The following is an 18,585-nucleotide window of genomic DNA, read 5'->3' on the forward strand; positions in this document are numbered from 1 at the left end:
GGGGGGTTGAGGTTCAAACGATTCGAAAGATTCGACAAATTCAACGGATTCAGCGGATGCAACGCGATCAAAGCGCCCAGCGCACATCGGTCGGATGCAGTCCGAACGGCCGCGTGTTCGCATGCGGCGTCTGCGCCGCCGCGCCCGGCGTACTGCCGAGCACGCGTTGCAGCACGCTTTCCTCGAGCGCCGCGAAGCGCGCATCGGCGCGGGCACGCGGACGTTCGAGCGGCACAGTCTGATCGAGCGCGATACGCCCCTGCTCGACCAGCAAAATGCGGTCGCCGAGCGCCACGGCTTCGTGCACGTCGTGCGTGACCAGCAGCGCCGTGAAGCGATGTTCGCGCCACAGACGCTCGATCAGCGCGTGCATTTCGATGCGCGTGAGCGCGTCGAGTGCGCCGAGCGGCTCGTCGAGCAGCAGCAGGCTCGGCCGATGCACCAGCGCACGCGCCAGTGCCACACGCTGACGTTGACCGCCCGACAGCCGCGCCGGCCATTCGTCGGCGCGCGCGAGCAGGCCGACTTCGTCGAGCACCGCGCGGGCATCGTCGCGAGCGCCGCGCCCGAGGCCCAGCATCACGTTTTGCAGCACCGTCTTCCACGGCAGCAGGCGCGCGTCCTGAAACATGATGCGCGTGTCGAGCGCCGCGCCCGCTTCGCCGCGGCGCGTCAGCTGGCCCGCGTCGGGCTGCTCCAGCCCGGCGACGAGGCGCAGCAGCGTGGACTTGCCGCAACCGCTGCGGCCCACGATCGCGACGAAGCTGCCGCGCTCGATGGAGAGATTGAAATCGTCGAGCACGACGCGATCGCCGTAGCGCTTGCCCACACCGCGCAGTTCGACCGACGGATCATGCGGCTGCGCCTGCGTGCGCGCCGTCGCCACGGCTTCTCGCTCATGGTGACGCGCCAATTCACGCGTCGTTTCGTTCGCCTCGCGCGCCTGCACGCGCGGCTGTTCGATCTCCGCTTCGAGATCGCGGCCCGCGATACCGCTCAGACCGGACGTCAAGGTACTTGCGTTCATGCGTCGCTTCCTCGTTGATAGGCGGGGTGCCAGCGCAGCGCCACGCGCTCGAGCCATTTGGCGAGCCAGTCGGCGAGCTTGCCGAGCGCCGCGTAGAGCAGAATGCCGACCACCACCACATCGGTTTGCAGGAACTCACGCGCGTTCATCGTCATGTAGCCGATGCCCGACTGCGCGGAAATGGTTTCGGCGACGATCAGCGTGACCCACATCAGGCCGAGCGCGAAGCGCACGCCGACGAGAATCGACGGCAGCGCGCCGGGCAGAATCACTTCGCGATACAGCGCGAAACCCTTGAGGCCATAACTGCGCGCCATCTCGACGAGATTCTGGTCGACCGAGCGGATGCCATGAAACGTGTTCACGTACACCGGAAAGAACACGCCCAGCGCGACGAGAAACACCTTCGCTTCCTCTTCGATACCGAACCAGAGGATCACGAGCGGAATCATCGCGAGCGCGGGAATGTTGCGGATCATCTGGATGGTCGAATCGAGCGCGGTTTCGACCGGCTTGAACAAGCCCGTGGCCAGCCCGAGCGCGAGCCCGATGCCGCCTCCGATCGCGAAACCCGAGACCGCGCGCCACGTACTCACGCGCACGTCCTGCCACATCTCGCCCGACTCGATCAGCGACCATGCGGCCTTCACGACGGCGAGCGGTTCGGGCAGCACACGCGTCGACAGCACGCCAACGCGCGCGGCCAGTTCCCAGGCCGCGAGGATTGCGAGCGGCAGGAGCCACGGCGCGAGACGCGCGAACGCCTTGCGCAGCAGCGCCGTATTGGCGCGCGCGCCGCGCGGCGCCACGCTCGCGGAAACCGCGGCGCTTGCAGCAGATTGAGTCATCGGAAGGTCCTCCTTGTTGCATCGCGCCGCCGCGCGGCGCGGGTCAAACACGCGGGAATCGAGCCTCAGCTCTGGCTCGCCTTCGGCAGATAGTGATTGCCGACGACCTCGCCGAACGGACCCGACAGCGGACCGTCCACCTGCTTCGCCTGGCGGCCCGGCAGCAGCGGGAACACCAGCTCGGCGAAACGGTAGGATTCCTCAAGATGCGGGTAACCAGAAAGAATGAAGGTCTCGATACCGAGATCCGCATATTCCTTCATGCGCGCCGCGACCTGTTCGGGATTGCCGACCAGCGCCGTGCCCGCGCCGCCGCGCACGAGGCCGACGCCCGCCCACAGGTTCGGGTAGACCTCGAGTTCCTTGCGCGAGCCGCGCTTGCCGCCGTGCAGCGCAGCCATGCGGCGCTGCCCTTCCGAATCCATGCGGCCGAACGCGGCCTGGGCGCGCGCCACGGTCTCGTCGTCGAGATGGCTGATGAGCTTGTCGGCGGCCGCCCACGCTTCCTCTTCGGTCTCGCGCACGATCACGTGCAGGCGAATGCCGAAGCGGATCGTGCGGCCCTTCTCCGCCGCGCGCGCACGAATGTCGGCGATCTTCTTCGCGACTGCCTCGGGCGGCTCGCCCCACGTCAGATAGGTGTCGATGTGCTCGCCCGCGATCTCGTGCGCGGCCGGCGACGAGCCGCCGAACCACAGCGGCGGATGCGGATGCTGGACCGGCGGATAAAGCGCCTTGCCGCCCTTCGATTGCAGATGCTTGCCCTCGAAATCGATCGCCTCATTGGTATGCGAGGCTTCGAGCAGCTTGCGCCAGATATGCAGATATTCGTCGGTGATCTCATAGCGCGTGTCGTGATCGACGAACACGCCATCGCCTTCGAGCTCGGCCGTGTCGCCGCCCGTCACCACATTGATCAGCAGACGCCCGTTCGACAGACGGTCGAACGTGGCGGCCATGCGCGCCGCCAGCCCCGGCGACGACAGGCCCGGACGCACGGCGACGAGAAACTTCAGGCGCCGCGTGGCCGCGATCAGGCTCGATGCCACGACCCACGCGTCTTCGCACGAACGTCCCGTCGGCAGCAGCACGCCTTCGTAGCCGAGCGAATCGGCCGCCACCGCAACCTGCTGGAAGTAAGCGAGATCCGTTGCGCGCGCGCCGGCGGTGGTGCCGAGATAGCGGCTGTCACCGTGGGTCGGGATGAACCAGAACACATTCATGCGAAGCTCCTGCTAATCGTTCGAGACGTGAGTCGAAAGGGATTACGACGGCCGCGCCGTCTACATGGGAACTCAGTCTAGGGATCGGCCCTGGGGTTGCGAACGATTTTTTTGAGCTTAGGTTTTCCACTTTCGTGCTTTACGCGACGCTTTAGCGTACGCGGCATACGGACGCGCGGCGCGCGCCGATATAATGGCGCGACAACGATTCAGGCCGTCCGGCGCGCCCTTACGGGTTCCTTATGGGTTCCTTATTCGTGCCCGGCGTCACCGGTGCGCGCCCCATGCGCGCCGCGCGCGGCCTCAGCCACTCTCGCCCGTTCACATGCAAAAACTGATTTTGCCGTTCGTCTCCGGCTTTCTCGCGTCGCTGTTCTTCCGCGAAGCCACCCTCGCGCTGCTGCACGCGGCGCAGGTCGTCGACATCACCGGCTTCTCGACCGAGCCGTTCGCGCCGCTCGGCCTGCCCGAGTTCCTCGTCAATGCGATCTTGAGCGCGTTGTGGGCGATCCTGATGGCGTGGCTGCTGCGCGTCTCGCCGTCGCGGCCCGCACCGTGGGTGCAGGCCTTCGTGTTCGGCGGCCTCGTGCTGACCGCCGCGATGGTGTTCGCAATCGATCCGCTGCGCGGCATCTGGCCGAGCGGCAACATGCTGCCGCGCCTCGCCACCGGCTTTGCGTCGAATGCGGTCTGGGGATGGGGCGCGCTCGTGTTCATGCGCGCTTTCATGAGCGAAACCGACGAGGACTGAGCCTCATACGACGTATGTGAAGTCAGCGGCGCCTCGCGCGCCGCGCGTCTCACGGCAACGCTGCGTGCGTGCCGGCCTCAATCCGGCAACGCGCGCAACGGATGATCCGTCACACTCCACGGGCTCTCGAACATCGCGTTTACCTCCGCGGCCCGCACGTCCTCGATACGCCCGAAACGCCATTGCGGATGATTGTCCTTGTCGATGATGCGCGCGCGGATGCCTTCCATCACGTCGCCGCGCGCGAAACTCGAACGCGTCAGATCGAGATCGCGGCGCAGCACGTCGGCCATCGACCCTTCGGCGCGCGACACCGCTTCCAGCGATACCGCCATCGATAACGGCGAGCGCTCGCGCATCGCCCCGATCGTCTGCTCGGCCCATTCGCTTTCGGCGCCCTTTCCTGCTTCTGTGTTCGCGTCCTTGACCGCTTCGAGCGAGGCAAGGATCGCGGCCACGTCCGGCTGCGAGAAATGCCGGTCGATCCAGGCACGCGCGCTCGCCAGCGCCGATTCCGCCGCCCGCCGCTGCGCCTCCTGCGCGGGCAGCGCCGCGCGCCGGATCCGCTCGACCACCTCGGCGCCCGTCACGAAAGTCTCGCTCTGCAAGGTGTCGAGCAGCGCGGGCCACGCGGATTCGTCGAGAAACACATCGGCGAGCCCCGCGTAGAGCGCGCTGGCCGCGTCGATCGTCTCGCCCGTCACGGCGAGGTAGCGGCCGAGTGCGCCCGGCGTGCGCGCGAGCATCCAGCTCACGCCCACATCGGGAAACAGGCCGATGCGCGTTTCAGGCATCGCCATGCGCGTGGCCGCGCCGACGAGGCGCAGGCCGCCCGTGCGATGCGCGCCCTGCGAAATGCCCATGCCGCCGCCCATCACGACGCCGTTGAGCAGCGCGATATAGGGCTTCGGATAGCTGAAGATCGCGTGATCGAGCCGATATTCGTCGATGAAGAATGTGTCGAGCGCGGCCTGATCGCCCGCGCGATACGACTCGTAGAGAAAGCGGATATCGCCGCCCGCACAGAACGCGCGCGGATGCGCCGTGCGCACGACGACCGCGAGCACGTTCGGATCGTCGCGCCAGTGGTCGAGCGCGTCCTGCATGGCGTCGACCATCGCGGTCGTGAGCGCGTTGAGCGCCTGCGGGCGGTCGAGTTCGATATAGCCGATGCGGTTCGCGACGCGCGTGAGCACGTGTCGATCGTTATCGGCGAAATCACGGGACGACGACGAGGCGGGCTGGGACATGGCGATCGGCAACACGGAAAGCACGATGAAATGAGGCGCGCGGGCACGCGACTGCGCCTCGCGAGGCTATCACGGCGCGCCGGTTTTCGTCGGCTTGCGGGCTGGCGCGGCGACTGGCGTTTCGGGGGTGTCGGAATTATCGGCGCCTTCCGGAACATCAGCGCCATCGCGATGACGCGCACCCGCCGCAACCTGCGGACCGAACCAGGCGTCGAGCGCCGCATCGACCGTTTGCCTGCGCCACGCCTCGCTCGCGAACGCCGGATCGCGCGACGCGAGCGCGACCACGCCGTGCAGCATCGCCCAGAGCGCGCTCGCGAGCGGCGCGGGATCGACATGGGGATGCGCGCCTTCGGTCAAGGCCCGAAGCGGCACCGCAAAAACGGACGCGGCGCGCTCGACGTGCGGATCGGCGTCGCCAGCCGCCGGCGCATCGCGGCTCGAATCGCGCGCGGGCGCATGATCCGGCTCGATGAACATCAGCCGGTACGCCTGCGGATGCCCGCAGCCGTAACTCACATAGCCGTGCGCGAGCGCCTGCAGACGCGCGCGCGGATCGTCGTTATGCGGATCGTCGCGAGGGTCGATACGCGGCGCGAGGTGCGCGAGATGGGCCAGCAATTTCGCGTAGCCTTCGCGGCCCAGCGCGCGGACGATATCGTCCCGGCTCGCGAAATGCAGATAGAGCGACGCGGGCGAATAGCCGATCGCCTCGGCGATCTTGCGCATCGACAGCGCAGCGACGCCCTCGCGCAACACGATGCGGCGCGCGGCGTCGAGAATGCGTTCGCGCAGTTCGAGGCGCTGCGCGGCGGCGCGGCGATGTTTCGGTTCGGTGAGGGCCATCTGCCCGATTCGCGGCACGTGAGACGATGCGGGAAAACGATCAGGACAACAGACTGCCCGGCGGGAAATGCCCGCTTTTAAGTAGCACGGGCGTGCCGTTGCTCAGTTCGAGATGCGCGCGCGCCACGGCTTCGATGCGCGGACGGCCCGCGTCGAAGGCCTCGATCCACGCGCCGCGAACGGCGGCGTTCGCGCCGAAATGGTCCTCGAGCGCCTCGACGGAGATCGCGCACGGCACGCGCGCGCCGTCGACCAGCGCGGGAAACACCACGGTGAGATTGGCGTCGCGCCAGACTGGCGCGTCACCGGGAAATCGAATATCCATATGCGGCCCCGCTCGACGATTTTGCAGAAGAAAACCCGCTCCGGCGGAAAACGGAAGAGCGCTTCATGTTACTCGCGGCACAGCAGATTCGACGCCTGGATGCACGGTACGCGTGCGAGAATCGCGAAAAATCCGCGCGATTTGCGGTGTCGGCGCAAGCGCCCCGCCGCTCGCGCCCTTTCATTTTCGCAAGCAGGCGAGCTTACACATGACACCGCATCTGAACGGCCGATACTTCGTGGACGACCACGAGATCCCCGAACCGCAGGCGGCGAACCGCTGGTTCAGCTACGCGCAGCAGCACGGCATCGACGTGGCGCGCGCGATCAGCGTCTGGGAGGACGCCGCCACGCTCGAAGGCGAAACGAGCCGCGCGACCGTGGCGGGATGTGGGATCCGCATCGAGCCGCCCGAAGTCTGAGCGGCGCGCGATGGGAAAAAAAGCGCGGATCAGTGCGCCTGCATCTTCGAAAACAGATTCAGCACGAGCACGCCGGACACGATCAGACCGAGGCCGAGCAGCGCGGGCAAATCGGGCACCTGCTTGAAGAACAGCATCGCGACGAGCGTGATCAGCACGATGCCGACGCCCGACCAGACCGCATAGACGATGCCCACGGGCAAGCTCTTGAGCGTGAGCGAGAGGCAGTAGAACGACACGCCATACCCCACCACCACCACGGCCGACGGCACGAGCCGCGAAAAACCGTTCGAGGCGCGCAGCGCGGACGTGGCGATCACTTCGGCGACGATGGCGATCGCGAGCAGAAACCAGGGAGACGAGCGCATCGCATCAGGCCTTCGCGAGCGCGAGCTGGCTGTAGTCGGCGCCGAGCTGCGCGCACAGCGCCTCGACGACGAGTTCATGATCCATGCGCTGCGGCAGCCCCGAGACAGTCACCGAACCGATCACGCCCACGCCGTCCACAGTCAGCGGAAACGCGCCGCCGTGCGTCGCGAATTCGGCGAGCGGCAGACCGTGCTTTTCGGCGAGCGTCGTGCCCGATTGCTGCATGCGCAGGCCGATCGCATACGAACTGCGGCGGAAGTGCTCGACGACGCGCGACTTGCGGCGCACCCAATCGGCGTTATCGGGCGAAGTGCCGGCCAGCGCGCAGAAGAACAGCGTGTGGCCGAACGTGCGCACGTCGATGGCGACCGCGTGCGAACGCGCGACGGCAAGCTCGCGCAAATAGGCGCCGAGCTGCCAGGCGCGATCGGCGTCGAAACGGGGAAACACCAGCGCGCGCTCTTGCGCGGCAACCGATTGCAGATCGTGTGCGATGTCCATGTGTGGCGTGTCAGGCAGAGGGAATTGAGCCCTGATTCTAGCCTGGCGGTTTGGGGCGCCGGCTGTGCCTGAAGGCACCTGGACTTGTCTGGATGCGCCCTCTCGCCGATCCGCCGACGAGGCGACGCAAACTTTCTGCAATCGTTTAGCAGGCTTTTCGTTATTTGCTGTTGACAGCAAGCCGATGTGCCTTCATAATAGCTTTCTCTGACGGACGCGGGGTGGAGCAGTCTGGCAGCTCGTCGGGCTCATAACCCGAAGGTCACAGGTTCAAATCCTGTCCCCGCAACCAATAAGCTTTACGCTTATTCGTCAGAAGCAAGCAAGGGTTACAACGCATTCGCGTGTAACCCTTTTTTGTTTTTCCCCTCCCGCCTTTTCCCTTCGCTCCGCTCGCAAGCAGAACCTCATGCAGGTTGATTGCGCACAGACCGTTCGAAACGCGATCGTGCCAGGTTAGCGACTCCACTCATCACGGAGTTGTCCAGATGCCCAGTGCACATACCCACTCGCACCGCCCGGTGAAATCGAAAAAGCATGGATGGGTTGAGAAATCGGCCGATTCCATTCCGCTCCCCTCACGAGTGGCCTTGCGCGAAGCAATGGACCGTGAAGGCGTATCGCCGTCGGACTTCAACGACTTACTCTGGATCATGGCCCAGGAATCGGGCGGCAGGGTCAACGCGAGGAACGGCGCATCGACGGCGCGCGGCCTGTTTCAACTGCTTCAGGCGCAATACGATCTGAATCCGCGCGGCGAAGCCTCTTTCGGGAACGCCGTCGAAGAATGCCAGGGCGGAATCCACTACATTTACGGGCGCTACCACTCGGCGCGCCATGCCCGCACATTCTGGCAGTCTCACCACTGGTACTAAGCGATGCGCATACTCTTGATGGCGCTGTCCGCGCTCCTGACTGTTTCCAGCGTCACGCACGCGCAGCAGCCCCCGGCCTTCGCAGATTGCCCCGCAACGGTACAGGCAAAGCATGGCGCACCGCGTTTGTCGTTCGACACCCGCTCGCGCCCGTATCGCACCGTGATCGCACAAGCCGCACGCGGCCCCGTCAACTTCGCGGGCCGCTACATCCTCGCGCAATGGGGATGCGGCTCGGGCTGCGTCATGGCGGCCGCCGTCGATACCCGAAGCGGCCGGGTGACGTCGCTGCCGTTCAGCGTCTCGGACTGGCCGCTCGACGTTACCGAGCCGCTCGGTTTCCGCGTCGATAGTTGCCTGCTGATCGTGCGCGGCAGCCGTAATGAGCACGCCGAACATGGCACGTATTTCTATGCGTTCGACGGCAAGGCTTTCCAGCTTCGCGCATCCGGCAGCGAGACAAAGCCCTGGAAAGGGACGAGCCGCCCCGGTCACCGTCACCCCGCGCCGCGGTGATACACTCGCATCACCCATCCCCCTATCGTGCCCATGAAATTCTGCTCGACTTGCGGTCAGGCGGTCAGCCTGCTCGTTCCGCCCGGCGACAACCGCGAACGCTACGTCTGCTCGCATTGCGGCACTATCCACTATCAGAATCCGCGCAACGTGGTCGGCACCGTGCCCGTCTGGGAAGACAAGGTGCTGCTGTGCCGCCGCGCGATCGAGCCGCGTTACGGCTACTGGACGCTGCCCGCGGGCTTCATGGAGATGGGCGAAACCACCGCCGAGGCCGCTTCGCGCGAAACACTCGAGGAAGCCGGCGCGCGCGTCGAGGTGCAGAGCCTCTTTTCGCTGCTGAACGTGCCGCGCGTGCATCAGGTGCATCTGTTCTATCTCGCACGTCTGCTCGATCTCGACATCGCGGCGGGCGAGGAAAGCCTCGAAGTGCGGCTTTTCGAAGAACACGAAATCCCCTGGGACGATATTGCCTTCCCCACGGTCGGCCAGACCCTGCGCTTTTTCTTCGCCGATCGCCAGTCGGGCAGCTACGGCCTGCATACCGGCGACGTCCTGCGCTCGCTGCGCGACGGCTGAGTCGGCGCGGCCATGGTGCCCTGGCTTTCGCCCGATGAACCGTTCCCGCCCGTCGAGCGCGCCCTGGGCGCGACGAGCGGCGCGCCGGGCCTGCTCGCCGCGAGCGCCGACTTGCTGCCCTCGCGGCTCGTCAACGCCTATCGGCACGGCATTTTTCCGTGGTACTCCGACGGCCAGCCAGTGCTCTGGTGGAGCCCGGACCCGCGCATGATTCTGCGCCCGGACGACTTCAAGGTCTCGCCGTCGTTCAAGAAAACGCTCAAGCGCGTGCTGCGCGATCCCGCCTGGGAAATCCGCGTCGACGACGATTTCGCTGCTGTCATGCGCGCCTGCGCGAACGCACCGCGCCGCGGCCAGCGCGGCACCTGGATCACCAACGACGTGATCGACGCCTACTCCACGCTGCATCGCATCGGCGAAGCCCATAGCGTGGAGGCCTGGTTCGAGGGCCGGCGCGTGGGCGGTCTTTATGGCGTGTCGCTCGGCACGATGTTCTTCGGCGAGTCGATGTTCGCCGCCATGACCGACGCCTCCAAAATCGCGCTCGCGGCGCTCGTCGCGCATCTGCGTCGCAACGGCGTCGCGCTGATCGACTGCCAGCAGAACACCGCGCATCTCGCCTCGCTCGGCGGCCACGAAATCGCGCGCAAAAGTTTCATCGCGCACGTGCGCGAGACCGTGGCGGCGCCGTCCATCGGCTGGCGTTTCGACAAGCAGGTGCTCGCCGACTGGACCGGCCATCGCAGCGCGCCGGAGTCCGCCGTTCCGGCCGTCTGAGACGCCGCCGCGCCGCCTGTTCGTGCGGGCAGTTTCGCGGACCGGACACGCGGCCGGCTTCACGCAGCCGCGTGCAATTCGATGGATTCCGGCCTGGCGTCGATGTTAGTATGCAAGCAGAACACGTCGCATTCGCGGCCCGCAGAGCGAGACACTGCGCGGCTTTGCGGCGCGCCCGGCACGGCGATCCGGCGTCCTGCGCCACCGCTTGCGCCCACGCGCGCGGCGATCACGCCGATCCGCGACGATCCGAACCGCTACGAGAGCTGCCAACGTGACGCATCCCAACGAGCTGCCGCTTTCACCGCTTTCCGCGCTGCAATTCTATGCAACGGCGCCCTACCCCTGCAGCTATCTGGAGGGGCGCATCGCGCGCTCGCAGGTCGCAACGCCCAGCCATCTGATCAACTCCGACGTCTACACCGATCTCGTGAAAGCGGGCTTTCGCCGCTCGGGCGTCTTCACCTACCGCCCCTATTGCGACGGCTGCCGCGCCTGCGTGCCGGTGCGCGTGCCGGTCGAGCGCTTCACGCCGCGGCGCACGCAGCGGCGCACCTGGAAACAGCATGGCGCGCTCGTCGCGACCGTTGCGCCGCTGCATTACGACGAAGCGCATTACGCGCTCTACATGCGCTATCAGTCGGCGCGTCACGCGGGCGGCGGCATGGACCGCGACAGCCGCGACCAGTACGAGCAATTCCTGCTGCAAAGCCGCATCAACTCGCGCCTCGTGGAGTTCCGCGAGCCTGACCCGGAGCAGCCCGACGAGCCCGGCACGCTGCGCATGGTCAGCATGATCGACATCCTCGGCGACGGGCTCTCGTCGGTCTATACGTTCTTCGAGCCCGACGATCCGCACGCGAGCTACGGCACCTATAACATCCTCTGGCAGATCGAGCAGGCGCGCAGCCTTCAACTGCCGTATGTCTATCTCGGCTACTGGATTCGCGAAAGTCCCAAGATGGCGTACAAGGCGCGCTTTCAGCCGCTCGAAGGCCTCTTCGACGGCGTCTGGCGCGCGCTCGAACCGGTGCCCGGCGTCTAGAAGACGCTACGGCGCGCGGGTTTTTCGGCGCCGCGCGCGCCCCGCGCCCGTTCGGCCGTCTCCCTCGCCCGGCTTTCTCGCTAAAATAGCGGGTTCCCATTTTCCGGCGCGCGCGCCTTCCTCCCGTGTTCAGTACCCTTTATCCGTTCGTCCGCGACCAGCTCTTTCGCATGGACGCCGAAGACGCCCACCATCTCTCGCTGCGCATGATCGGCGCGGCGGGCCGCTCCGGCCTCGCCGGCCTGCTCGCGCCGCGCGTGCCCGATGCGCCGCGCACCGTGATGGGCCTCACGTTCCGCAACCCGGTGGGTCTTGCCGCGGGTCTCGACAAGGAAGGCGCCGCCATCGACGGATTCGCCGCGCTGGGCTTCGGCTTCATCGAGGTGGGGACGGTCACGCCGCGTCCGCAGCCGGGCAATCCGCGTCCGCGCATTTTCCGTCTGCCCGAGGCGGGCGGCATCATCAACCGGATGGGTTTCAACAACCACGGCGTCGAGCAGTTCGTGAAGAACGTGCAGGCCGCGCGTTATCGCGGCATTCTCGGCCTGAACATCGGCAAGAACGCCGATACGCCGATCGAGCGCGCCGCCGACGACTATCTGTTCTGTCTCGAGCGCGTCTATCCGTTCGCGAGCTACGTGACGATCAACATCTCGTCGCCGAATACGAAGAACCTGCGTCAGTTGCAGGGCGGCGGCGAACTCGACGCCCTGCTCGCGGCGCTCAAGGACAAGCAGCAGCGTCTGGCCGACATGCACGGCAAGCTCGTGCCGCTCGCGCTCAAGATCGCTCCCGATCTCGACGACGAGCAGGTCAAGGAAATCGCCGACACGCTGCTGCGCCACAAGATCGAAGGCGTGATCGCCACCAACACCACGCTCTCGCGCGCGGCCGTCGAAGGGCTGCCGAACGCGGCCGAAACGGGCGGTCTGTCGGGCCGTCCGGTGTTCGACGCATCGAACGAGGTGATCCGCAAGCTGCGCGCCGAACTCGGCGAGCAGGTGCCGATCATCGGCGTGGGCGGCATTTTCTCGGGCGAGGACGCGCGCGCGAAGATCGCCGCGGGCGCCGCGCTCGTGCAGGTCTATACCGGTTTCATCTACCGCGGTCCGGCGCTCGTCGCCGAATGCGCGCGGGCGCTGGCCTCGGGCCGCGCCTGAGGCTATATTTCTGCCCCACGGTTTCTGACCTATGATTTCTGGCTATGTGCGGCGCATCGGAGGCGCCGCCCGGCCTGAAAGCAGCGGCTTCCCGAACGCCTTGCCAGGCACGCGCCATGCAGCGCCGGGAACGCCGCCACATCGCAGCAACACAAGAGGAAAACAATGAAAGCATCCTTGCTGAAGAAGCTCCTTGCCGTCGCTCTCGTCGGTGTTTCGTTCGTCGCGGCGAGCGCCCACGCCGAGGACCTGCTCGACCAGGCGAAGGCACGCGGCACGCTGCGCATCGGTCTCGAAGGCACCTTCCCGCCGTTCAACTCGAAGGCGCCCAACGGCGATCTGGTCGGCTATGACGTCGACATCGCCAAGGCCGTGGCCGCGAAGATGGGCCTGAAGCCCGAGTTCGTCACGACCGAGTGGAGCGGCATCATCGCCGGTCTGCAGGCAGGCAAGTTCGACGTGATCGTGAACCAGGTGGGCATCACCGATCAGCGCAAGGCCGTGCTCGACTTCTCGCCGGCGTACACGTACTCGGCGGCGCAGCTCATCCAGCGCAAGGACGACACGCGTCAGTTCAACTCGCTCGACGACCTCAAGGGCAAGAAGCTCGGCGTGGGTCTGGGCACGAACTACATGGACATGGCGAAGTCGGTGCCTGGCATCGACGTGAAGACCTACCCGGGCGCGCCCGAGTATCTGCGCGACCTGGCCGCCGGCCGTCTGGACGCGGCGCTCAACGACCGCCTGATGCTCGCTTACCTGCTGAAGAACTCGCAGCTGCCGCTGCGCACGGGTTCGATCGTCGGTAACGGCAACCCGTCGGGCATTCCGTTCAAGAAGGGCAATCCGAAGTTCGCCAAGGCCATCGACGACGCGATGACGCAACTCGAAGCCGACGGCACCTTCGCGAAGATCTCCGACAAGTGGTTCGGCATCGACGTGACCAAGCCGGTCACGAAGTAAGCGCGTCCGGCTCATCGTGCGGATCGTGCGCATCGTGCTGAACGCGCGGCAACCGTGCGTGAGGTGATTCGCGCGGGGCGGCATCGCACGATGCCGCCCCTTGTTATTTCACGGCGCGCTCCGCGCCCCTAACCCGCGTCTCGCGCGTTTTCCAACATGCCCATTTACACGCTCATCATCCAGTCGCTGCCGGTGCTCGCGCAGGGCGCGGTGCTGACGATCAAGTTCGCCATCCTGTCGATGATCTTCGGCCTCATCGGCGGCGCCGTGCTCGCGCTCATGGGCATCAGCACGAACCGCGCGTTTCCCGTGATCGCGCGCGTGTACGTGAGCATCATGCGCGGCACCCCGCTGCTCGTGCAGATCTTCGTGATTTACTACGGATTGCCGAGCATCGGCATTTCGCTCGACCCGACGCCGGCCGGCGTGATCGCGCTCTCCGCGAACGTGGCCGCCTATCTGTCCGAGAGCATGCGCGGTGCGATTCTCGGCATTCACCACGGTCAATGGCTCGCGGCCTACAGTCTCGGTCTTTCGCGCAGACAGACGCTGCGTTACGTGATCGCGCCGCAGGCGCTGCGCATCGCCGTGCCGAGCCTGTCGAACAGCCTGATCAGCCTGATCAAGGACACCTCACTCGTCTCGGTGATCACGGTGACCGAGCTGCTGCGCAGCGCGCAGGAAATCATCGCTTCGACCTATCAGCCGCTGCCGCTCTATCTCGCCGCCGCCGCGGTCTACTGGATCCTGTGCCAGGTCCTCGAATGGGTCCAGCACTGGTACGAAAAGCGCCTCGCGCTGCCGTCGCGCCACTGAGACTGCGTGAAGCGCGCGCCGCGAACGAAGCTCGCGCGGCGCGGCGCTTTCACCTCATTCACCTCACTCGCAGTCGAACTTCAGGCCGAGCGCCGCGCGCGCCGAATCGGCCATCGCGATCATGCGCCGCGACGTCTCGTGCGTCATGATCGGACTCTCCAGCGCGCCCTCGCGCAACAGCGCACAGAAGTGCGCGGTCTCGTAGTTGAGGCCGCCGCCGTCGAAGGGCTCGTCGAGCTCCGCGACACGGCCATCGACGTAACGGATGGTCGCGCGCACCGGATTCCACCAGTTCGCATGGATCGTCACGTTGCCGAGCGGCCCCGCCAGCAGCGCGTCGCCGTAGCCGTGCAGATCGAGCCCGCAAAATAGCTGCGCGATGCCGTTTTCGTGCTGGCAATTGAGACTCGCGAAGGTGTCCACGCCCGTGCCGCCGAGCCGTCCGACGGTCTGCACCTCGCGCGGCGCGCCGAGCCAGTCCACCGCCAGAAACATCTCGTACACGCCGATGTCGAGCAGCGCGCCGCCCGCGTGCTCGAACGACAACGACGGATGATCGGCGGGCACGCTGGCGACCGAGCAGCCCGCACGCACGAGGCCGACGGGGCCGATCGGGTCCGCTTCCAGATGCGCGCGCAACGCGCGATAGAGCGGATAGAACGGCGGCTTCATCGCTTCCATGAACAGACGCTGCGCGGCGCGCGCGGCGTCGAGCACGCGTTCGAGCTGCGCCGCGTTCACGGTGGCGGGCTTTTCGCAGAGCACGGGCAAGCCGGCTTCGAGCGCGGCGATCGCGTAGTGCGCGTGGCTGTCCTGCATGGTGGCGATATAGACGGCGTCGATGCCGCTCGCGAGCAAGGCCTCGAAGCTCTCGCACGCCGTCGCGCCGAACTCCTGCGCCAGGGCTTCGGCGGGCGCCGCGCGCCGCGACCAGACCGCGCTCACGCGCGCGTCCGGCACGTGCTCCACGCCCTGCGCGAAGCGCCGCGCAATGCGGCCCGCGCCCACGATGCCCCAACGGATCGTCTGAATCTCGCTCATGTGCCTCCCTCCTGCCTCTGTCGCCGTATCGTGCGTTCGAAGCCAAGCACGATACCGGCTCGCGCGCGAGAGAGCAATCTGGCGCGGTGCGCCGCACAAGGCGAAAACCCGGCCGCGCATGACGGGGCCGGGTGCAGGGTGAAACGAAAGCGAATCGTCTCGTTCGAAAACCGCGCTCAGCGCGGCTGCTCGATCGCTTCCTGGGCGAGTGCGAGATTCAGTTCGTCGGCGGTGAATTCGATCATCGCGGCGGCCGCGGCCTGCGCTTCCTGCGGCGCGCGCCGCTCGATGGCATCGACCACGCGTCCGTGTCCGGCGACGATGTTGGCCCAGCCGCCGTCGCGTTCGCTAACGATCGGATTCACGAGCGTCAGCGCGCCGCGAATGATCGCCGCCATCTGCTGATAAAACTGATTGCCGCTCGCCGCGAGAATGCGCGTGTGCAGCAAGGTGTCGGCGGCCTGGCAGCCGGCGTCGCCGGGACTCGTCTGGCTGAGCGCTTCGTAAGCGTCACGGATGCCGGCGAGATCGGCCGCGCTCGCGCGTTCGGCGGCCAGCGCGCACGCGGCCGGCTCGATCAGCGCGCGGAACTCGATCACGTCGCGCAGAAACGTCTTGTCGGGCTTCGCGCGAAAGCGCCAGCTCACCACGTCCTCGTCGATCATGCGCCAGTCGCGCATCGGCCGTATGCGTGTGCCGATCTTCGGACGCACGTCGAGCATGTGCCGCGCGAGCAGCATCGACAGCGCTTCGCGCATGACGGTGCGGCTGACGTCGAACTCCTTCGACAACACGTCCTGCGGCGGCAGAATCGCGCCGTAACGTTCCTCGACTATGCCCGAGATCAGGCCATCCATGACCTTGCTCACCAGCGATCGTTCTTTGTTTCCCAGTTCCATGACCCCTCCCCCCGATGCGGCGTTATCGCCCTGTTTGCCGGTTAGTGCACGGGCCCTCAAGCTTCGTCGAACTCAAGCGTACGTTGCCATGCGTATTGCATATTTCGCCAGCCAGGATATTTCCTGACATGAAAAGCACACGACTCACGCCCAACTCCATCCAGAACTCGAAAGCACACTGCCATTGGCCCTTCGGTTGCCCGATTGTTTTGTTTTGAAGTTATTTGCCGTCGTTTTGTCAGGCTTCTGTATGAAGCATTGGCTTAAACGTCCTACGTTCTTTTGCTGCTTCTTTTGCCGCTTCTTTTGCGGCTCTTTTTTATGGCCTAGCGAAACGGCGCTCGTCTGTGCATATGCAGCGATGAGCGCCGCCGCCGTCCTCATGACCTCTTCATGCAGACTTCATCGAGGCTTATTTACGCAGCGGATTCAGCTCCGCGTGACCGACGACGGCGCGCGGCCGTACTGATCGTCGAAACGCACGATGTCGTCCTCGCCGAGATAGCCGCCCGACTGCACCTCGATGATTTCGAGCGGCGTCTTGCCCGGATTTTCCAGGCGGTGCTTCACGCCGAGCGGGATATAGGTCGATTCGTTTTCCGAAAGCAGGAACACGTCGTCGCCGCGCGTGACGCGCGCCGTGCCGCGCACGACGATCCAGTGCTCGGCGCGGTGGTGATGCATCTGCAGCGAGAGCACGCCGCCCGGCTTCACGACGATGCGCTTGACCTGGAAGCGTTCGCCCCGGTCGATCGAGTCGTAGCAGCCCCACGGACGCTCCACGCGCCGATGGTGCTGCGCTTCCTCGCCGCGCTGCGCCTTGAGCTTGCCGACGATCGCCTTGACGTTCTGCACGCGATCCTTGGCCGCGACGAGCACCGCGTCGGCGGTCTCCACCACCACCACGCCGTGCACGCCCACGCAGGCGACCAGGCGGCCGTCCGAATGCGCGAAGGTTTCGGTCGAGTCCTCGAACAGCACGCGGCCGCGCGCGACGTTGCCCGCCGCGTCCTTCTGCGAGACCTGCCAGACGGCGTCCCACGCGCCCACGTCCGACCAGCCCGCGACGAGCGGCACGACCACGCCCGCGAGACGCGCGTCGGCGCCCACGGACTCCATCACCGCGTAGTCGATCGAATCGGACGGGCACGCGGCGAGCGTTGCGGCATCGAGATGCACGGCGCCGTCGGCATCGACGGCCGCGCGCTCGAAGGCCTGCGCGCAATGCACCGAGATCTCGGGACGGCAATGCGCGATCGCCGACAGCCACACCGAGGCGCGCACGACGAAGATGCCGCTGTTCCACCAGTAGTCGCCGGACGCGACATAGCCTTCGGCCACCTCCGCGCTGGGCTTTTCGACGAAGCGTTCGATCTTGCGCGCGCCGCCCGCGCCGAGCGCCGCGCCCGCGCCGATATAGCCGTAGCCGGTTTCCGCGCGCGTCGGCGGCACGCCGAGCGTGACGATCGCGCCGCGCGCCGCGTAGGTCACGGCCTCTTCGAGCGCGGCGGCGAACGCGTTGCGGTCGGCGATCAGATGGTCGGCGGGCATCGCGATGAGGATCGGGTCGCTGTCGCTGACCGTGCCGCCCGAACCGGCATCACCGGCAGCGCCAGCCACAACGGTGTGGCTCGCATGCGCCGCGTGGGCGGCCAGCGCGGCGACGGTCAGCGCAGGCGCCGTATTGCGCGCGACCGGCTCGAACACGACGCGCGCCGCCATGCCGCTGCGGCCAAGGCGGTCGGCGGTCATATGGCGGAGCTCCTCGCTGCTCACCACGAGCGGCGCGGCCTTGCGCACCGTGCTGCCGGCGCTCGCATAGAGGCCGTCGAGACGGCGCACGGTGGCTTCGAGCAAGGACTCGCCGTCGAGCAGATCGATCAGCTGCTTGGGGCAGTGCTCGCGCGAAAGCGGCCACAGCCGCGTGCCCGATCCGCCCGCCAGCACCACGGGCTGGACGACGAGCGCGACTTCGGGTTCATTGGCAGCGGCAATCACGCCGGCCGGCGTCACGATCTGGTTCATGCGCGAAGCTCCCCGTTCCGATTGTGTCGAATGTTCCGATAGGTCTGGTTCCGGGCGCATGTCGCACCCTCGTTTTCGGACTCCATTGGAACAAAGCGCACGGGGTGATTCTGTACGCGTACCCACACTGATCGCGCGCTGACGAAGCAACGCCGCGAGCGCGCAAGCGGGCACACCGGCAATGCACGACGTCCATCACGCAAGGCCGTTGCGCGTGCAACGCAAGCCGCACGGGCCATGCGCCTTGCATCAAGGCGAAACCCCACGAAAAAAGGCGGAAAGAAGCTGAAAAATGACGGACGCCATGAGCTTCTCGCAGCCCGCCAGG

The 18,585-nt window shown here is 66.4% G+C and carries 21 protein-coding genes and 1 tRNA gene; 11 read left to right on the top strand and 11 right to left on the bottom strand.

Annotated features, from left to right (window positions below):
• Nucleotides 1-67: 67 nt before the first annotated feature.
• The 3 genes from U4Y88_RS31350 to ssuD form a co-directional block, all read right to left on the bottom strand.
• On the bottom strand, nt 68-1,027 hold the full coding sequence (locus tag U4Y88_RS31350) for an ATP-binding cassette domain-containing protein (protein ID WP_224007015.1): 960 nt from the start codon (nt 1,025-1,027) through the stop codon (nt 68-70).
• Entirely contained in the window at nt 1,024-1,875 is an 852-nt protein-coding gene (gene ssuC, locus U4Y88_RS31355) for an aliphatic sulfonate ABC transporter permease SsuC (protein ID WP_224007012.1), read from the bottom strand. Before ssuC ends, U4Y88_RS31350 begins: the two co-directional genes overlap by 4 nt.
• Nucleotides 1,876-1,940: 65 nt before the next feature.
• Nucleotides 1,941-3,098, bottom strand: coding sequence for an FMNH2-dependent alkanesulfonate monooxygenase (gene ssuD / locus U4Y88_RS31360; RefSeq protein ID WP_224007009.1), 1,158 nt, complete (start codon nt 3,096-3,098; stop codon nt 1,941-1,943).
• A 325-nt stretch (nt 3,099-3,423) separates the two neighbouring features.
• Between ssuD and U4Y88_RS31365 the strand changes: the two genes are divergently transcribed.
• Nucleotides 3,424-3,849, top strand: a complete 426-nt coding sequence (locus tag U4Y88_RS31365; RefSeq protein WP_224007006.1) for a hypothetical protein — start codon at nt 3,424-3,426, stop codon at nt 3,847-3,849.
• A gap of 77 nt (nt 3,850-3,926) precedes the next feature.
• On the opposite strand, the gene U4Y88_RS31370 is transcribed toward U4Y88_RS31365, so the two are convergent.
• The 3 genes from U4Y88_RS31370 to U4Y88_RS31380 all read right to left on the bottom strand — a co-directional run bounded on the left by U4Y88_RS31370 (nt 3,927) and on the right by U4Y88_RS31380 (nt 6,270).
• The gene (locus U4Y88_RS31370; RefSeq protein WP_224007002.1) at nt 3,927-5,099 is read right to left on the bottom strand and encodes an enoyl-CoA hydratase/isomerase family protein; all 1,173 of its coding nucleotides are present in this window, start codon (nt 5,097-5,099) and stop codon (nt 3,927-3,929) included.
• 69 nt (nt 5,100-5,168) lie between these two features.
• Entirely contained in the window at nt 5,169-5,945 is a 777-nt protein-coding gene (locus tag U4Y88_RS31375) for a TetR/AcrR family transcriptional regulator (RefSeq protein WP_321788684.1), read from the bottom strand.
• Between the two features lie 40 nt (nt 5,946-5,985).
• Complete coding sequence (locus U4Y88_RS31380; RefSeq protein WP_224006996.1) at nt 5,986-6,270, bottom strand: DUF1488 domain-containing protein; 285 nt, start codon at nt 6,268-6,270, stop codon at nt 5,986-5,988.
• A gap of 208 nt (nt 6,271-6,478) precedes the next feature.
• Between U4Y88_RS31380 and U4Y88_RS31385 the strand changes: the two genes are divergently transcribed.
• Complete coding sequence (locus U4Y88_RS31385; protein ID WP_224006993.1) at nt 6,479-6,691, top strand: hypothetical protein; 213 nt, start codon at nt 6,479-6,481, stop codon at nt 6,689-6,691.
• 29 nt (nt 6,692-6,720) lie between these two features.
• Here U4Y88_RS31385 and U4Y88_RS31390 read toward each other — a convergent pair whose 3' ends face one another.
• Nucleotides 6,721-7,059, bottom strand: coding sequence for a DMT family transporter (locus U4Y88_RS31390; RefSeq protein ID WP_224006990.1), 339 nt, complete (start codon nt 7,057-7,059; stop codon nt 6,721-6,723).
• Nucleotides 7,060-7,063: 4 nt separating this feature from the next.
• Nucleotides 7,064-7,561 (bottom strand): heme-degrading domain-containing protein, encoded by a 498-nt coding sequence (locus U4Y88_RS31395; protein ID WP_310630366.1) that lies wholly within the window; start codon nt 7,559-7,561, stop codon nt 7,064-7,066.
• Between the two features lie 215 nt (nt 7,562-7,776).
• Between U4Y88_RS31395 and U4Y88_RS31400 the strand changes: the two genes are divergently transcribed.
• The 9 genes from U4Y88_RS31400 to U4Y88_RS31440 all read left to right on the top strand — a co-directional run bounded on the left by U4Y88_RS31400 (nt 7,777) and on the right by U4Y88_RS31440 (nt 14,292).
• Nucleotides 7,777-7,853, top strand: a tRNA-Met gene (locus U4Y88_RS31400).
• A gap of 196 nt (nt 7,854-8,049) precedes the next feature.
• Nucleotides 8,050-8,436, top strand: coding sequence for a hypothetical protein (locus tag U4Y88_RS31405; RefSeq protein WP_321788686.1), 387 nt, complete (start codon nt 8,050-8,052; stop codon nt 8,434-8,436).
• 18 nt (nt 8,437-8,454) lie between these two features.
• Nucleotides 8,455-8,952 carry a hypothetical protein gene (locus U4Y88_RS31410; RefSeq protein WP_321788688.1) on the top strand — a complete coding sequence of 166 codons (498 nt, stop codon included), beginning with the start codon at nt 8,455-8,457 and terminating at the stop codon, nt 8,950-8,952.
• A gap of 33 nt (nt 8,953-8,985) precedes the next feature.
• Nucleotides 8,986-9,531, top strand: a complete 546-nt coding sequence (locus U4Y88_RS31415; protein WP_065063246.1) for an NUDIX hydrolase — start codon at nt 8,986-8,988, stop codon at nt 9,529-9,531.
• 12 nt (nt 9,532-9,543) lie between these two features.
• Nucleotides 9,544-10,308 (top strand): leucyl/phenylalanyl-tRNA--protein transferase, encoded by a 765-nt coding sequence (aat, locus tag U4Y88_RS31420; protein WP_310630363.1) that lies wholly within the window; start codon nt 9,544-9,546, stop codon nt 10,306-10,308.
• A gap of 274 nt (nt 10,309-10,582) precedes the next feature.
• Nucleotides 10,583-11,353 (top strand): arginyltransferase, encoded by a 771-nt coding sequence (locus tag U4Y88_RS31425; protein ID WP_224006968.1) that lies wholly within the window; start codon nt 10,583-10,585, stop codon nt 11,351-11,353.
• Nucleotides 11,354-11,478: 125 nt separating this feature from the next.
• Entirely contained in the window at nt 11,479-12,513 is a 1,035-nt protein-coding gene (locus U4Y88_RS31430; protein WP_224006966.1) for a quinone-dependent dihydroorotate dehydrogenase, read from the top strand.
• A 165-nt stretch (nt 12,514-12,678) separates the two neighbouring features.
• Nucleotides 12,679-13,476 carry a cystine ABC transporter substrate-binding protein gene (locus tag U4Y88_RS31435; protein WP_224006963.1) on the top strand — a complete coding sequence of 266 codons (798 nt, stop codon included), beginning with the start codon at nt 12,679-12,681 and terminating at the stop codon, nt 13,474-13,476.
• Nucleotides 13,477-13,632: 156 nt separating this feature from the next.
• On the top strand, nt 13,633-14,292 hold the full coding sequence (locus U4Y88_RS31440; RefSeq protein ID WP_224006960.1) for an amino acid ABC transporter permease: 660 nt from the start codon (nt 13,633-13,635) through the stop codon (nt 14,290-14,292).
• A gap of 63 nt (nt 14,293-14,355) precedes the next feature.
• On the opposite strand, the gene U4Y88_RS31445 is transcribed toward U4Y88_RS31440, so the two are convergent.
• The 3 genes from U4Y88_RS31445 to U4Y88_RS31455 form a co-directional block, all read right to left on the bottom strand.
• Complete coding sequence (locus U4Y88_RS31445; protein ID WP_224006957.1) at nt 14,356-15,333, bottom strand: Gfo/Idh/MocA family protein; 978 nt, start codon at nt 15,331-15,333, stop codon at nt 14,356-14,358.
• 176 nt (nt 15,334-15,509) lie between these two features.
• Nucleotides 15,510-16,232, bottom strand: a complete 723-nt coding sequence (locus U4Y88_RS31450) for a FadR/GntR family transcriptional regulator (RefSeq protein WP_224006942.1) — start codon at nt 16,230-16,232, stop codon at nt 15,510-15,512.
• A 429-nt stretch (nt 16,233-16,661) separates the two neighbouring features.
• The gene (locus U4Y88_RS31455; RefSeq protein WP_321788690.1) at nt 16,662-18,257 is read right to left on the bottom strand and encodes a mannose-1-phosphate guanylyltransferase/mannose-6-phosphate isomerase; all 1,596 of its coding nucleotides are present in this window, start codon (nt 18,255-18,257) and stop codon (nt 16,662-16,664) included.
• Nucleotides 18,258-18,585: the final 328 nt, after the last annotated feature.

Source organism: Paraburkholderia sp. J94, from assembly GCF_905220285.1.
Lineage (GTDB): Bacteria > Pseudomonadota > Gammaproteobacteria > Burkholderiales > Burkholderiaceae > Paraburkholderia > Paraburkholderia tropica_A.